Raw genomic sequence first — 15,288 nt, 5'->3', positions numbered from 1 at the left:
AGTACGTTGTTTAATCATTCTTCATTTAATGCCTCGGCTGCAAGCTGATTTAAAACCGTGTTATCCATCGGTGGATTGTGCAGGCCAGCGCGAACGTCTCGGTAATATCGCTCGAGCGGTAAATCTTTAGACAAGCTCGATCCACCTACAATCCGCATAGCCAAGTCAACAACCGTAATCGCATTGTTGGTGACTGTATATTTTGCTAGACCCAGTTGTGCACGCATATCGGAGCGGATCGAAGGGGAGTTATCCCACCGCTCTGCAGCTTCATACAACATCGTACGAGCGGTTCGAAGCTCCGCTTCCATCTTGCCAATGGACTGCTGCACGGTTGACAGTGTGGCAATGGAGGCCTGAACGCTGCTTGGTTTATATGATTTAGCAAAATTCAAGGCATAATCTCTTGCAGCCAAAGCAATTCCCATGTAGCAGGCGGGAATATGAAGAAGCCATCCGCTACCGTCATCCACTCCCGAACCTGTAATGCGGAATTGCTCAGGGGCGAAAGCATCCTTGAGCACGACATCGTGGCTTCCTGTTCCACGCATACCCAGCGTGTTCCAGGTCTCTTCGATGGTAGTTCGATCACTTCGACGAATGAGAAATTCGCTAACCGTATCCTCTTCAGGAACATATGCGGTTACGACGAACTGATCTAAAATCGGGGAAAGTGTACTGAACGTTTTACGTCCTGTGATGAGCCAGCCTCCAAGGGTGCGAACAGCGGTCGTTTCAGGTTTTCCACCCCGACTGGGGCTTCCTGTACCCGCTTCACTCGCAAATACATTCATCATGGAGCCTTGTTGGACGATATCATGACATAAGTTAGCGAATAATTCCTCCGGCCATTTACTGGTCATTCTTAGATGTAGTATTTGACCTAGATGCCATCCCACAGCTAAGGCCGTCGATCCATCTCCGTAAGCTAGACGTTCCTGCACTTGTACCATCTCATACAGCGAAATTTCATCACCGCCATACTTGCGGGGAACGGTTAGCTTTAAATATCCTATCTCTCGAAGATCGTTGAAGTTTTCGAATGGGAAGCTTCCCGCTTGATCATGATGGGATGCTCTTGTGGCAAAACGCTCGGCGATAAGCTGAATCTGATTTAAACGTTCCTGCTCTGCCTCACTACGTATATATTGATCCATATACCTGGCCAGGATGAATCACTCCTTTATATGGTGACTACTCTCATTATAGTATCATATTTTCTCGTCAATCCCCATAAAGCCGGTTGTGTTAAACGGGATTAATAGAATACATTCTTTTTCTAACTTTGAAATGGCTAATTAAATCGTCGTTACAACCTTAAATGTAATAGAATAGAAGTAGTAAATTTAAAAGAGGAGTGAACCCATTGACGCTGCAGCAGCTAAAATACGCTATAGAAGTTGCTAATCGGGGGTCGATGAATGAAGCGGCGAAGCGGTTGTTCATATCCCAGCCGAGTCTCTCAAATGCAATTCGAGATTTGGAGGAAGAATTTCAGATTACAATTTTTGAACGGACGAACAAGGGGATATCACTCTCCAAAGAGGGTGCCGAATTTCTAGGGTATGCTCGTCAGGTTGTAGAACAGGCAGAGCTACTTGAGAATCGTTATGTGAACGCTAAGCCTTCACCGCAGCATTTTTCAGTATCAACCCAGCATTATGCCTTTGCAGTCAACGCCTTTGTAAATCTCGTACGGGAGTATGGACAAGATGAATATGAACTTGCTCTACGAGAGACGAAGACGTATGAAATTATTCAGGATGTCAAAACACTTCATAGTGAAATAGGCATTCTCTATTTGAATGAATTTAACTCTAAGGTGATCAACAAGCTGCTCAAGGATGCGGGTCTGCAGTTTCATAGTTTGTTCAGAGCGAAGCCACATATCTTTATCAGCATTAATAATCCGCTCGCGAAGCAATCCATTGTGAAGATTGAACAGCTACAAGACTACCCGTATTTGTCTTTTGATCAAGGTGAATACAATTCGTTTCATTTCTCTGAAGAAATTCTGAGTACGTTGTCTCACAAAAAAAGCATACGTGTAAATGATCGGGCCACACTTTTTAATCTGCTAATCGGGCTAAATGGGTACACCATTTCCACAGGAGTGCTGAGTGCCGACCTCAACGGGAATGAGATCATTCCAGTACCTCTTGAAAGTGATGAGAGTATTAATGTAGGCTGGATTAGCCATAAGAACATTACGCTCTCGAAGCTTGCGGTTGCTTATGTTGATGCACTTTATGAAGCCATTACGGAAAATGAGTGATGAGGTTTGTGAAAAAGAGAGGGAGCCTGTTGTTCGGCTCCCTCTCTTAAGTATTGTATATTACGCCATCTAATCAGAGGGCTGCATTTTTTTGAATGAGAGAAATCTGTCCGGCATGAATGCCTGTGTGATACATCAGTCTTCCCACAGCTTCAAGAGGTGTCGATACGCCCATTGGAGATTTAACCGGTTCGTTCCACTTCTCTTCAGGCAGCTCGCGCATAGCGGATAATATATGTTCATTAGAAGCTTTCAGGGTAGCAATGAGTTCTTCCAGATTCGTAAACTCCATATCGGCACCGCCAGCTCCGCGGGCAGTTTGGATAATAAATCCTTCTGGTATGGGCCGACTAAAGAACCAATCCGCGAACATGTACTCCACCTCTGCGTTATGGCGCAGCATATAGCCTATAGAAGCATTTCCTATTTTTAAAGGTAGATCTTGTTCAGGTAAACTCTCAGCTGTCTTATGGAATCGTTCCTGAATGGAGTTCCAGATTTGAGATACAGTATCTAGTGTTGTCATTCGATCACTTCCTTTATCTATTTCGATTGTGCTACAGCTGTATGTCCGTCCCTTGCAACATGATCCAAACGTTCGCCTGACAGGTCCATGTCAAACGCTTGACCGAATCCTACCACGTAACGCCCCTCGTGAACCGTTAACTTGAATAATGAGAAATCTAAACCCTTCAGCATACGAATCATATTCTCACCAAAAGATTCACCAAACAACTCAAAAATGTCCTCGTGGCCTTCGTTGCCAATATTGACGGCGGTACACACAAATCTTGCTCTTTGCCGAGCAAATAAATTGGCGGATTGCGACTCGTCTTCAATGAACATGACATCTACAGCGGGATCATTTTCAAGATGCTTATAATGGTTTGCGATTTGGCTGATATAAATGTATAAATGTCCATCCTTCTGAACAAAAGGAGCATAAGAGATGAACGGCTTGCCTTCATCATCAGTCGTACTAAGCATGATTGTTTTCAAGCTTTTTAAGAAATCAAGGTATTGCTGTTTAACTTTTTCTTTATCCAATGGCTTCATGAGTTATCCCTCTACTTTTCTTAATAATATGAATCCGGGGGGCCGTACTGCCTAAAACGTATTCTACTTCCGACTCGACACCGTAAACCTCTCGGATCAATCTCGGTGTGAGTACTTTTTGTGGAGGTCCGTATTCCCGCATAATGCCGCTTTTGATTACAGCGATCTTATCACTATAGGCACCTGCATGATTCAAATCATGCAGTACCATGACGACCGTAAGGTTTAATTCGCGATTCAGCCTGCTTATCAGCTCAAGGACTTCTAGTTGATGGGCTATATCCAAATAAGTGGTCGGCTCATCAAGGAGGAGTACTTTCGGTCGTTGCGCCAGTGCCATTGCAATCCAGGCTCGTTGTGCTTCGCCTCCGGATAGAGAGACGATTAATCTGTGTTCGTATGGAAGCATTCCAGTCTGTTCAAGCGCCCATTGGATTACTTCTTCATCACTTGAATCGAAACGTTCATGCCATTTCTTGTGCGGTACACGCCCGTATCCAACGAGTTCTTTGACGGTCATATCCAGTGGACAAGTATTAGATTGACAGAGCATACACATGATGCGAGATACCTGCTTATTGCTGAGGGAGGATATCTCATGGTTGGCAATACATATACGCCCACTCTCACAAGGGATACTGCGCGACAAACCTTTGAGTATCGTAGATTTACCGGAACCATTTGGTCCAATAATTGATACAATTTCGCCTTCTTGTACTTCGAGCGAAAAGTTGCTCACGATCGTTCGATCGGAATAGCGTATGGTCAGCGACTGAACGTCTAGCATTTATGTATCCCCCTTGCGCATTAGATAAAGAAAATAAGGCCCACCAAGCATCGCCATCACAATTCCGGCAGGTATTTCCGTCGGTGAGAACACGGTACGGCCAGCAGTATCTGCCACGAGCAGAATGAGAGCGCCTAGCACGAGACTCATCGGTAATGCATGTTTATAGTCCGTACCAACAAGCATTCGAGCAATATGCGGAACAATGAGTCCGACAAATCCCACAAGTCCAACGGTTGAGACAGTGATTGCTGCTAGATAAACGGCAATGAATGAGAGCATAAAGCGGATACGGTTCAAATCCTGTCCGAGGTTATGGGCAACCTGCTCACCTAAGCGTAAAATATTTGCTTGCCGAATACAGAGAAGTGCCGCGATCCATCCCACAATAGAATAAGGGAGCAAAACGTATACAGCACTCATTCCTTTTCCAGATAGACTACCATTTAGCCACTGTAATGCTGAGGGTAGCTGATCACTATAAAGGAGAGATAGTAGTCCTATGACTCCGCCGAATACGGCATTTACCGCTACACCAGATAAAATAATGCGGATGGGCGTGAATCCTGTTCGCCGGTTCCATGCCCAGGCATATACGAGGAACGCAGCGATAATACCACCAAAAATTGCGGCTACTGGAATCAGTGAAGAGTAACTAGGCTGAGCAAGCATAATGAACAAAACAGCGACTGCAGCACCACTTGAAACCCCGGTAAGACCGGGGTCAGCTAGCGGATTCAGCATGACGGCTTGAAGTAATGCTCCTGAAGCAGCCAGATTAGCTCCAATTAAGAGTGCAAGAATGACTCTCGGTATTCGAATGTCCCACAGAATTGTATGATTGGCATCATCTCCAGAACCAAACAATGTACTGAGTGTATCGGATGGAGATAAACGGACACTTCCAAGGCCTATAGATAGCAGAATTGCCGCTAGAAGAAGTAGGACGGTGATGCCAAGTAAAGCGGCTTTCCTGATATGTTTCTCCGTCACGCTGAATTCCTCCATCAGTTATACAGTATGTTATACATTTCCTCGTATGCTTCAGGTGCCTTTGTAATGGATGCAATGCCGAATAAGTTATAGTCGAGCGAGATCAACTTGTTATTCTTGAAAGCATTCAGTTTCTCCCAAGCCCCGTTCTTCTTCGTATCTTCTTCGAATTTCTTAGCAACAGCGGTTGGATCACCGTGTGCAACGAGTAGGATAATGTCTGGATTCGCAGCGACAATGCTCTCCATATTAAGCGGGATATAAGTTTCCTTTAGCTTAAGAACATCGGTGACTACATTTGCAGCGCCGAGTTTTTTCACCAAACTACCGGTATATGTATCTTCATTCATGAACATAAGTGATTCGGCTGAGCCGAATAGGATCATAACGGATGGAGCTGTTTTACCTTTCGTTGCTTCAACGAGTTTAGTTTCTTTCTCGTTGAATTGTTGTAGGAATGACTCTGCCTTAGCTTCTTGATTAAAAAGACGTCCGAGAGCTATCATTGATAGTTTTAATTCTTCTAAAGAATCAGCAGGTATGTATGCAGATGGAAGGGATGCAGATTGGAACAATTTATCCAGATTTTCTTTAATAGAAGCAGGTCCAAGCACGAAGTCAGGCTTCAGCTTAGCGATCTGTTCTAGATCTGGCTGATGAGATGAGCCGATTCGAGGGACTTGATCGAATGCTTCGGGCAGTTTACTGCTTGTTGTCGGTACCCCGGCAGGCATAACCCCAAGCTCATTCAGTAATTCGGAGATAGATACGGACACGGTCACGACGGTGTCAGGTGTCTTTCCTTTGAATTGCGCGAGCAGTTCTTCTACTTTCGCTTCATCTACAGGAATAGAAGTGTTAGAGGCACTGGATTTATCCTCCTGTGATGATGTTGCTGATTTTGCTGTGGACGGAGCTACGGACTGTGACGATGTATTATTGGAAGCCGGTGCTTGACCACAGGCTGCAACGATAACCGTAAACAGGGTAAGGACAAGTGCAGGTTTGAAATTGGATAATTTCATTTGTTTCTCCCTTCATAATTGATAATGATTATCACTGATAACATAATCATTATATTGATAATAATTATCATTATCAATAGTTATTTTTAAAATAATTTAAAAAAATTTGAAATGATGGTTTGAGGTGTGTAGAGGATAGCGAATTAAGGCGTCTCTATGACTATGAAAACAATAATAGCCCCTTTGATCAGAATAGCTCCTCCTTTCAGGAGGGGATTCTATCAAAGGGGCACTTTTCTTTATTTCTAAGGTCGATTGTCTAAAGAAGCAGACGAAGCAAGAATTATATTAGCTTCCAAAGGGCTGGAACATTAGATGGCTCCCAGCCATTCAATGAGGTGTGTGCTTGACGGCATTCATAGACAGAACCATTGTAGCTTACTTTTGATCCTGTCGTGTACGAAGTATTAGGTGCCCAAGCCTGAACGGCTGGCGCATCCGCCGTTGTTGCACTTACAGAGTTACTTGCAGTGGATTCATTACCAGCTGCATCAAGTGCGCTAACGACAAATGTATAGGCGGTACTAGGCGTCAGGCCGGAAACAGTGTATTCAGTTGTCGTTCCTGATACTGTTCCAGCGAGTACGGAACCACGATAGATTTTATAACTAGTCACCCCAACATTGTCGGTTGAAGGACTCCACATGAGTGTAATACTCGTTGACGTAGTTGCACCCATAACGTGCAGGTTACTAGGAGCAGTCGGTGCCTCGGTATCAACGACTACAGGACTTGTGGTTACATTAACGGCGTTACTAGCTGCAGACTCATTACCTGCAGCATCTACAGCTTTCACGCTAAAGGTATAGGCTGTATTTGCTGTTAAGCCTGTAACCGTATAGTTCAGCGTTGAAGCGGAGACCGTTGTTACGAGGGAAGTCCCCTTGTAAATTTTATATCCTGTTACCCCTACGTTATCCGTTGAAGCATTCCAGGATAGGGAGGTTGATGAGGATGTTGTGGCTGTGGATGTAAGCGCACTAGGAGCGGTTGGTGCTTGATTATCGACGGGGTTGCTGCCACCGAAATTGACATCAATGACATTGTAAAAGGCATTTGCAGTGTCAGCAATTTCCCACACGGCTAGAATGACGTGATAGCCTGTTCTTTGGGGCACATTGCAAGTGTCAGAATATGTGGATGGCGGGCGTGTACCTCCGTGATTCACAGAGCAGAATGGCGTAAGGTCGAAGGAGTCACGAGTAAGTGCTGCATTTGGATTCCAGTTAGGTTTCGTAATGTAGTACTTCCAGCTCGTTGTTGCATGTGCGGCAGTCAGCTTCCACGTAAATGTGTTCTGTCCAGAAGACATATTGACCTTCGTCCAGCGGGTTGCAGACTGCTCATCGAGTTTCGGGAAGGCGCCGCCTGCACTAGCGATTTTGCCATCAGCAGGTCCAGCTGCAGGGAAGCCTTTAGGTGCTTCCAAGCTTTGAGGTTCATACACGATGGCTCCACAATCTGTATTTTGTCCGTTCTTACACAGGATCGCCCGGCTTCCAGGACTGTCAACCCAACCGTGGGCAGAAGCTTTCTGAGCTAAGATAACCATGAGAAATGCAGCTAGAATCATGATTCCTCCGATGGCCCAAAGCTTCACTACTCTTGAGTTAGATATACGAGTAGATGTCATAGAATTTAGCCTCCTTTTGGGTTGTTTAAATACTAGATCAACTTATTTTTTAAGGAATCACTTTCCAGACATCTGAACTAGAACTTGGAGTTTGGCCGAGTGTCCACCATCTGGCTTCATAATTTACGCCATTATGCGTCACTTTGTTACCACCTACATAGACAGTGGAAGCGCTCCAGGCTGGGTATCCAGTCGATGCACCCGTTGTCGTAACATTGACAGCATTGCTAGCTGCTGACTCATTACCTGCAGCATCTATTGCTTTTACAGTAAAGGTATAAGCTGTGTTTGCTGTTAAGCCTGTAACCGTATAATTCAGCGTTGAACCGGAGACGGTTGTTACGAGGGAATTACCATTGTAAATTTTGTATCCTGTTACCCCTACGTTATCCGTTGAAGCATTCCAGGATAGGGACGTTGATGAGGATGTTGTGCCTGTGGATGCAAGCGCACTAGGAGCGGTTGGTGCTTGATTATCTACGGGGTTGCTTCCACCACTGAAATTAACATCAATGACGTTGTAGAATGCGTTGGCTGTATCGGCAACTTCCCATACGGCTAGAATGACGTGATAGCCTGTTCTTTGAGGAACGTTGCAAGTGTCAGAATAGGTGGATGGGGGCTGTGATCCTCCATGATTTACGGAGCAGAATGGAGTAAGGTCGAAGGAGTCACGTGTAAGTGGAGCATTCGGATTCCAGTTAGGTTTTGTAATGTAGTACTTCCAGCTTGCTGTTGCATGTGCGGCAGTCAGCTTCCAAGTAAATGTATTCTGCCCGGAAGACATGTTGACCTTCGTCCAGCGAGTAGCAGATTGTTCATCGAGTTTCGGGAAGGCGCCGCCTGCACTAGCGATTTTGCCGTCTGCAGGACCAGCTGCTGGGAAGCCTTTAGGTGCTTCCAAACTTTGAGGCTCATACACGATGGCTCCGCAATCTGTATTTTGTCCGTTCTTACACAGAATGGCTCGGCTTCCTGGGCTGTCAACCCAACCGTGGGCAGATGCTTTCTGAGCAATGATAACCATAAGGAATGCAGCTAAAACCATGATTGCAAGGACTGCAAACCCCTTTGTTACTCTTGAATTAGCTAAACGGATAGAAGTCATATTAATAAGCCTCCTTTAAATTTTATAAATCAAATTGATTTACAGGATCGTTCCGAAGTAGCTAGGTGCTGACTAGGTGCTGATACTGGTGCGAATATAAAATGAAAGCCCCCTTTCATCCTAGGTATTGATTAGTATCTGGGTGTTTCGATAGAGCTAAATCATCTCTCCTTTCCTTAGGTCGAATATATATATAAACTCTAAAAGAGTTTATATCCGTAGTTAAAGAGCACTTGCCGTGAATCACAAAGGATAGTGAGGTCGTAAGGGATATAATCCATAAAGCTTCACCTTGAAGGAATAGAAGTAAGAGTAGAGGTCATCAAGATCATAGAGGTTTGAATTTTAGGTAGGGTAGGAGAAGAATCATGTTTCAAAAATTCATAAGCGCTTATATAGGGTAAGGGGTTATTCAACGATCTAGGGGAGGTATAAGCTACGATTAATAGTGAAGGTGTTGGCGTGAGAAAATCCATCGATTGTGATTTTCCTGAAGAGGTTATTTATAGGGTGTTAGAATGAACTAAGGACACGCAATCGATGTTATGCGTGTCCTTAGTTGTCACCAAAGTTTCTTACATTTAGTTGTGTGACCTAATGTGCTGTTATTATTGAATAACTTTCCACACATCTCCGCCAGGCGTACCTGGAGTTTGGCCTTGAGTCCACCATTTTGCTTCATAATTAACACCGTTATGCGTTACTTTGTTACCAGCAACATAGACGGTTGATGCATTCCATGCAGGATAGCCAGTCGATGCACCTGTTGTTGTGACACTGACAGCATTGCTTGCAGCCGACTCATTACCAGCAGCATCTGTAGCTTTTACTGTAAAGGTATAAGCTGTGTTTGCTGTTAAGCCAGTTACAGTATAATTCAAAGTTGAAGCGGAGACGGTTGTTACGAGGGAAGAACCATTGTAAATTTTGTATCCTGTTACACCAACATTGTCAGAAGATGCGTTCCAGGAAAGGGAGGTGGATGTAGAAGTAGTAGCTGCTGCTGCCAATCCAGTTGGAGCAGTTGGAGCTTGAGTATCACCGGAGTTGTTGCCACCGCTGAAGTTAACATCGATTACGTTATAGAATGCATTAGGTGTATCTGCAACTTCCCAAACAGCCAGGATTACTTGGTATCCTGTTCTTTCAGGAACATTACAAGTATCAGAATAGTTTGATGGAGGACGAGTACCGCCGTAGTTGACGGAACAGAAAGGAGTAAGATCAAAGGAATCACGAGTAAGTGCTGCATTTGGATTCCAGTTAGGCTTCGTAATGTAGTACTTCCAGCTTGCAGTTGCGTGTGCAGCTGTCAAGTTCCAAGTGAAAGTATTTTGTCCTGGGGACATATTTACTTTCGCCCAGCGAGTAGCAGATTGCTCATCCAGTTTCGGGAACACTCCGCCAGCACTAGCAATTTTGCCGTCTGCAGGACCAGCTGCAGGGAAGCCTTTTGGAGCTTCTAAACTTTGAGGTTCATAAGCGACTGCACCACAATCTGTATTCTGACCCGTTTTGCACAGGAGAGCTCTGCTTCCTGGGCTGTCGACCCAGCCATGGGCGGATGCTTTTTGAGCTAAGATAATCATTAGGAATGCAGCTAGGATCATAATTCCACCGACTGCAAACAATTTTGCTGTTTTAGAATTAGAAAGACGAATAGATGTCATTAAATTATCCTCCTTTAGTTTAAAAGAAAATGTGCGAAGAACGTGGTTTTCAATACCTTGTGTCGGAACTCTGAAGCCTATAGTAAAATTCCTCCTTCAATTTCCATTATTCTTCAAAATCTTTATTTCTGCTTGTGTAATGAATACGAAGCATATCTCTCCTTTCTGAAATCACATAATCTGCAATCGCTTTCAGTCTATCTCGTGGAAGAACTGGAAAACTTGTCCTGATTATAAACGCATTTGTGAAGTTTGTGTGTACTTTTTTTACAATTAATTGAAAAATATAAAAAAACATGGATAAGTATAAAAATCGATTTGACAATATTCGTACTTTTGATTTCATCAAACTACTGCAAGATTAAACATTTATGTCATTGATTTTACAAAATAATGATGTTCGAAATACACGGATTAAACGATGAGCGGGGCTTTGCAGTGGCAGATTGATCATATATTCTCCTAATGTGCTGGATAGGGTCTAATATCGTCGATGCCAAAGTGGCGTCTTTAGATAGAATGCTATTTTTGTGTCATGATAACTTTAAGAATGGCGTATGATGATATTTCGATATAAAGGACGTTTTGAGAAGAGTAAACAGGGTATTAACTTTCAAAGATGATAAATGTTTCGATTAGGGGAGGTAAGTAAATGAGCTTTAATACTAAGAAACAGTTTCGCGTAGTAGCTTTGACGATAGTCATGTTCTTATTGTTATCGGTGTATAACTATAGAATGAACTTGGCTTATGCGGCAGATGATCAAGATGTGAGGACTCCGATTGTCCTTAAAGTGAATGGTGCATCCTTGTTGTCTGACATTCCTGAATTTCTCCCAAGTGGTCGAATTATGGTTCCTTTACGTACTGTATCGGAGGCGATGGGAGCCAAAGTGACATGGGATGCAGCTAAGAGGACAGCCCTCGTGGTTAAGGGTAAACATGGGTTTGAGGTATCAGCGAATGAGGTGAAAGCTAAGAAGAATGGACGATCGATTATACTGGATTCAGCGCCCATGATGCGTGAAGGCAGATTGTTTATTCCGCTCCGATTTTCGGTAGAAGGTTTAGGTGGAACGATACGATGGAATCAGACTTTAAAAGAAGCATCAATCTATCCTAATCTCACTCCGGAAAAGGCTCAAAAAGAAGTGAAAAAGATTGCTGAACAGGTTATTCATTCTTTACGAGATCAAGATTTTGTGACATTAGCTAAACTCTCTCATCCTTCAGGAGTCACTTTTTCGCCTTATGCCTACGTTAATCGAACTAAAGATATCACTTTAAGTGCCCAACGTTTATCGGAAGGATTTACTAATCATCAAAGGATATATGAATGGGGAAGTTTTGATGGGAGTGGCCAACCGATCTCGATGGATTTTGAGGCGTATTATAAGCGGTTTGTTTATAGTGAGGATTTTGCAAAAGCACCCTTCGTAGGCTACAACGAATCGCTTAGCTACGGAAATACGTTGAACAATGCAAGTATGCAATATCCTGATGCAGTGATGGTTGAATACCATTTTGATGGTTTTAATCCGGATTATGCTGGTATAGATTGGCGGAGTCTACGGCTCGTGTTCCAACAGGAGAATGGAAATTGGTTGTTATCCGGCGTGATAAATGATGAATGGACAATCTGATGGATTGAAGCTTAGGGCCCCTATGCTTGGGCATCGTGGGTCCCTTAATAGCTTGAAAAATGCTTGCTTTTTATCTATAAAAGAGGTATAATCTTAATTACCGCGATTGAGTTAATATTTCGATTTCGGCATTGGAATCTTCATCATTCATACGAGGAAGATACATATTTTGCGGTCGTGGCGGAATTGGCAGACGCGCACGGTTCAGGTCCGTGTGGGCTAACCCCCGTGGAGGTTCGAGTCCTCTCGACCGCATACGAAGAATCCCTTGATATTTATCAAGGGATTCTTTTTTTCTATTGTTTGTGTGTGAAATTATACAAAGTGGATACATAGTAGTGTAAGGAGCTTTTGAAGAATGAATTCTATTGAAAGAAGGAATATGCATGTTAAGATCTAAACGTTTTGTTTCATTTGGGGCATTATTGATGTTAATCATGATCATCCTTGTTACAGGTTGTCAGAAAGAAGGCACTGCGAAAGAACCTATACAGAAGGAACCATCACAGGAAGCAACATCTCCACCGGTTGATAACCCTTCTTCTCCATCGGATGATTCCGATTCGGGGTCCACGAATGAGGGAGACGGTGATGACTCAGCCGTCGATATTCCAGTGAATGATACAAAGGTTAACATGAATAAGGTATCGGCTCTACGTCTCATTAATCATGATTCTGGTTGGATAGGAGGGGAAGGCTTTCTTGCTCGCACTGATAATGGTGGTAAGGGATGGATCGTGCAAATGAATTTGCAAGGTAGTGTAAAGCAAATATTTGCATTAAATGATAAAGAAGCTTGGGCAGTTACGGATGAACTCGTACTTTATCGTACACAAGACGGAGGCACAGAGTGGAGAAAAATCGGTAAAGCACCAATGGAGGGATTCCTTCATTTCACTTCATCAGATACTGGGTTTATCGGTCATGCCTTAACACAGGATGGGGGACAGACCTGGACTGAGCTGAATGCTCCAGACGGGACAGTAGGTGAGGTGTATTTTCATGACAAATTAATCGGGTGGGCTGTAAGTCAGTCGAATAATCATTCATTCCAGCTTATGAGAACGACCGATGGAGGAGCAACTTGGAGAAAGACCGCATCTAAAGAAACAACGGATCCACTTGGGGATGTCGTTATTCGTTCGATGGGTAAGCAGGATGCGTGGATGGAAGTCATCGGCGGTAGTGGAATGAATCAGACGGCGTATTCGCTCTTTCATACTTCTGACGGTGGTAACTCTTGGACGACGGTTGTAGCTAATTCAACGGCAGGTGGTGGTCCGGCTCCTGGTTATCCTGAGGGGGACTCAGATGCGCCTAAGAACGAGGGAGTTGCCCCAGGTCCTCTATATGTGGTTAACAAGAATACAGCTCTTATGGGGGGCTACTGTGCACCATGTGATAAGCCTAATACGGTAGGGCGAACGACAGACGGTGGGAAGACGTGGGAGAATGGTAAACAGGCAATGGACGGAAGCCGCGGGCAAATACTTGCTATGGCAGATGAGAACCATGGATGGATGATTACGCTGGACAGTGAGAAATCAGCGGCTCTATATAAGACTACTGATGGCGGAATACACTGGAAGAAGTCTGGCGAGTAAATGATTACAAAGTAGAAGTCATTAAAATGTAGACACAAACAACAAATAAGCTGCCTGAATCGTTATTGTAAACGTAAAGGCAGCTTGTTTTTTTTACTGTTTTTTTACTGAGATTCGTTAGATATCAAGGTTCTATGAGCATACCAAAGACCAGTCAGTACGCCTATTACACCGCAAATACTTACGATCCACACCAGATTGTAGGAATGCCAGCCAAGGAAAAAACCTATTCCACTTCCGAAGGTCGTCCCTGCGAGTAAGCCAAGAGCCATACCGGAATCCCGCCCTATCATATGAGCATGCTCCTTTATTCGTTTTGTTCCTTGGTATTCCCCTTAGATGCACAAATATGCACAATTAGAAAAAATGTTCCAAACCGTGGCACATATCCAGGCTTGGAACATTGTATAAATTATTGGGAAGATTTCGTTTTGGATGATTTCGTATTCGGGTGTAGTACACAATCTGCGAATAGTACGGATTTAGGAATGCGGAAAAATTGTTCTGCTTTATCCTGGAAAGCACTAGATGGCAGGGTTCCTTGGTGTAGCCATTTACGGAATGTACCAGGGTGAACGCCAATCCACCGACTTACATCGCTCACGGATAAATCATGAACCATGCAAAGGCCGGTTAAGATACGGTTGCTTACAGGTGATCGAGTCAATGTTCTTTTCATAAAGCGAGAAGGTTCAGGTTGGCAGATCAGTGGTGATTGCTCAAGCAATTCTTCTCTGAAAAGAATATGACGAGGATACCCTAGGTAATCACAAGCTTTTTCAAGATTGTTCTTTCCAGGAATACGACCTTCATATACCCAAGCACTGACGCTTCGGGAAGAAACGCCGAGCTCTTCGGCTAACTGGGATAGCTTGATATCATTCGCCATTAGAATGGCGAGAAGCACGCGGTTACGAATCTGGCATCGGGTTGGTCTGCGGAATCTTTTAACTCGCACACCTTTTCCTAAATATTTGCGATTGATCAGGGACCACGCCTCGATGGAGTGTTTTACTTGTTGCTGTTGTGTAGGCATAATTCCTCCGACTTTTTTTACCACCATACTACATTATTCGACAAGGTAGTTTCAATAGGCGGAGCCTATAATTTATTTCCATAAAAACTATATATATCAATTAATTATAGATCGTGATGATTAGCCTGAATTTTGAAAAATGGCATTTGAAAATTAAACATTCGTATATAGGTGGAATGTGATTCAATTTAGTCAATACTTAAGAAGTGATTCTTTAAAAAAGACGAACAATTCAAATGATATGTATTGACACTTTCGTATGATTGAAGTAAATTGTTGTTGAGTAAAAACAATAGAATTGGTACAAATTCGTATATCCTCAAAGATAAGGTTTGAGGGTTTCTACAGGGGACCGTAAATTCCTGGCTACGAATAGGGGTGCTTTTGCATACCTGTTCATAGCCGGGATTTTTTGTGTGCCAGCTTACTTGTATGGACTTCCCGAGGATGTTCAGCACC

General features: G+C 43.6%; 14 protein-coding genes, 1 tRNA gene and 1 riboswitch. Of the genes, 4 read left to right on the top strand and 11 right to left on the bottom strand.

Going from position 1 to position 15,288, the window contains the following annotated elements; translation table 11 throughout:
- Positions 1-14 precede the first annotated feature (14 nt).
- Positions 15-1,157, bottom strand: a complete 1,143-nt coding sequence (locus AC3WJJ_RS11895; RefSeq protein WP_492540766.1) for an acyl-CoA dehydrogenase family protein — start codon at positions 1,155-1,157, stop codon at positions 15-17.
- Positions 1,158-1,366: 209 nt separating this feature from the next.
- Here AC3WJJ_RS11895 and AC3WJJ_RS11890 point away from each other — a divergent pair, with 209 nt between their 5' ends.
- Entirely contained in the window at positions 1,367-2,275 is a 909-nt protein-coding gene (locus AC3WJJ_RS11890) for a LysR family transcriptional regulator (RefSeq protein WP_492542030.1), read from the top strand.
- Between the two features lie 73 nt (positions 2,276-2,348).
- Here AC3WJJ_RS11890 and AC3WJJ_RS11885 read toward each other — a convergent pair whose 3' ends face one another.
- From AC3WJJ_RS11885 to AC3WJJ_RS11850, 8 genes are all read right to left on the bottom strand, one after another.
- Entirely contained in the window at positions 2,349-2,801 is a 453-nt protein-coding gene (locus AC3WJJ_RS11885; protein ID WP_492540764.1) for a DinB family protein, read from the bottom strand.
- A gap of 17 nt (positions 2,802-2,818) precedes the next feature.
- Positions 2,819-3,331, bottom strand: coding sequence for a HugZ family pyridoxamine 5'-phosphate oxidase (locus tag AC3WJJ_RS11880; RefSeq protein ID WP_492540762.1), 513 nt, complete (start codon positions 3,329-3,331; stop codon positions 2,819-2,821).
- Complete coding sequence (locus tag AC3WJJ_RS11875; protein WP_492540760.1) at positions 3,315-4,118, bottom strand: ABC transporter ATP-binding protein; 804 nt, start codon at positions 4,116-4,118, stop codon at positions 3,315-3,317. The genes AC3WJJ_RS11880 and AC3WJJ_RS11875 overlap by 17 nt, the downstream gene beginning before the upstream one ends.
- Positions 4,119-5,126: a FecCD family ABC transporter permease gene (locus AC3WJJ_RS11870; RefSeq protein WP_492540758.1), complete on the bottom strand. Its 1,008-nt coding sequence runs from the start codon at positions 5,124-5,126 to the stop codon at positions 4,119-4,121.
- The gene (locus AC3WJJ_RS11865; protein WP_492540756.1) at positions 5,126-6,136 is read right to left on the bottom strand and encodes a helical backbone metal receptor; all 1,011 of its coding nucleotides are present in this window, start codon (positions 6,134-6,136) and stop codon (positions 5,126-5,128) included. Before AC3WJJ_RS11865 ends, AC3WJJ_RS11870 begins: the two co-directional genes overlap by 1 nt.
- A gap of 283 nt (positions 6,137-6,419) precedes the next feature.
- Positions 6,420-7,769, bottom strand: coding sequence for a lytic polysaccharide monooxygenase (locus AC3WJJ_RS11860; protein WP_492540754.1), 1,350 nt, complete (start codon positions 7,767-7,769; stop codon positions 6,420-6,422).
- 49 nt (positions 7,770-7,818) lie between these two features.
- The gene (locus AC3WJJ_RS11855) at positions 7,819-8,877 is read right to left on the bottom strand and encodes a lytic polysaccharide monooxygenase (protein ID WP_492540752.1); all 1,059 of its coding nucleotides are present in this window, start codon (positions 8,875-8,877) and stop codon (positions 7,819-7,821) included.
- A gap of 608 nt (positions 8,878-9,485) precedes the next feature.
- Complete coding sequence (locus AC3WJJ_RS11850; RefSeq protein ID WP_492540750.1) at positions 9,486-10,547, bottom strand: lytic polysaccharide monooxygenase; 1,062 nt, start codon at positions 10,545-10,547, stop codon at positions 9,486-9,488.
- A gap of 652 nt (positions 10,548-11,199) precedes the next feature.
- On the opposite strand from AC3WJJ_RS11850, the gene AC3WJJ_RS11845 reads away from it, so the two are divergent.
- The 3 genes from AC3WJJ_RS11845 to AC3WJJ_RS11835 all read left to right on the top strand — a co-directional run bounded on the left by AC3WJJ_RS11845 (position 11,200) and on the right by AC3WJJ_RS11835 (position 13,793).
- Positions 11,200-12,189, top strand: coding sequence for a copper amine oxidase N-terminal domain-containing protein (locus tag AC3WJJ_RS11845; protein ID WP_492540748.1), 990 nt, complete (start codon positions 11,200-11,202; stop codon positions 12,187-12,189).
- Between the two features lie 171 nt (positions 12,190-12,360).
- A tRNA-Leu gene (locus AC3WJJ_RS11840) sits at positions 12,361-12,444 on the top strand.
- A 131-nt stretch (positions 12,445-12,575) separates the two neighbouring features.
- Positions 12,576-13,793 carry a WD40/YVTN/BNR-like repeat-containing protein gene (locus AC3WJJ_RS11835; protein WP_492540746.1) on the top strand — a complete coding sequence of 406 codons (1,218 nt, stop codon included), beginning with the start codon at positions 12,576-12,578 and terminating at the stop codon, positions 13,791-13,793.
- A gap of 104 nt (positions 13,794-13,897) precedes the next feature.
- On the opposite strand, the gene AC3WJJ_RS11830 is transcribed toward AC3WJJ_RS11835, so the two are convergent.
- Together AC3WJJ_RS11830 and AC3WJJ_RS11825 are read right to left on the bottom strand one after the other, a co-directional pair.
- Positions 13,898-14,086: a hypothetical protein gene (locus AC3WJJ_RS11830; RefSeq protein ID WP_492540744.1), complete on the bottom strand. Its 189-nt coding sequence runs from the start codon at positions 14,084-14,086 to the stop codon at positions 13,898-13,900.
- A 119-nt stretch (positions 14,087-14,205) separates the two neighbouring features.
- The gene (locus AC3WJJ_RS11825) at positions 14,206-14,829 is read right to left on the bottom strand and encodes a helix-turn-helix domain-containing protein (protein ID WP_492540742.1); all 624 of its coding nucleotides are present in this window, start codon (positions 14,827-14,829) and stop codon (positions 14,206-14,208) included.
- 289 nt (positions 14,830-15,118) lie between these two features.
- Positions 15,119-15,218: riboswitch (purine riboswitch) on the top strand.
- The last annotated feature ends 70 nt before the right edge of the window (positions 15,219-15,288 follow it).

It is taken from the genome of Paenibacillus sp. FW507-14B1B (assembly GCF_058781425.1).
This window is presented reverse-complemented; position numbering and strand designations above follow the sequence as displayed.